1 protein-coding gene is annotated in these 493 nt (G+C 49.7%); it reads left to right on the forward strand.

Translation table 11 applies throughout. The features are described from left to right. Positions 1 to 493, forward strand: a 493-nt coding sequence (locus A6V37_RS43325; protein WP_208607866.1) for a hypothetical protein, incomplete at both ends; no start/stop codon positions are given.

Genomic DNA, 493 nt, shown 5'->3' on the forward strand with positions numbered 1-493 from the left:
CGGGGGAGGAAGGAGGGGAGGAGGAAAAGGGAAAAAGAGGAAAAAGGAAGCAGGAGAGAGGAGGAAACGCGAGGCGAGAGGGGAAAGACGAAGGAGGGAAGAGGGAAGGGGAAGGAAGGGAAAAAGGGAGAGGAAAGGGAAAGGGGGAGAGAAGGAAGGAGAGAGAAGACAAAGAGGGGAGAGGGAAAAAGAAAGAAGGAGAGGAAAGAAGGGAAGAGGAGAAAGAAAAGGAGAAAAAAGAAGAAGGGAGAGGAGAAAAAGAGAAGAGAAAAAGAGAAAAGAGGAAAGAGAGGAGGGAGGAGGAGGAGGGAAAAAAAAAAAAGAAAAAAGAAAAAGGAAAAAGAGAGAAAGAGGGGAAAGGAAGAAAGAGGAGGAACGGAGGAGGGGAGAGAGGAGAGAAAGAGCAGGAGGAAGAACGACGAGAGGGAGAAGGAAAAGAAGACGGAGGCAGACAAGATAGCACACCGGACGGGAAAGAGCGCAGGAGCGAGAG

The sequence above is a fragment of the Paraburkholderia ginsengiterrae genome (genome assembly GCF_001645125.1).
GTDB classification, from domain to species: domain Bacteria; phylum Pseudomonadota; class Gammaproteobacteria; order Burkholderiales; family Burkholderiaceae; genus Paraburkholderia; species Paraburkholderia ginsengiterrae.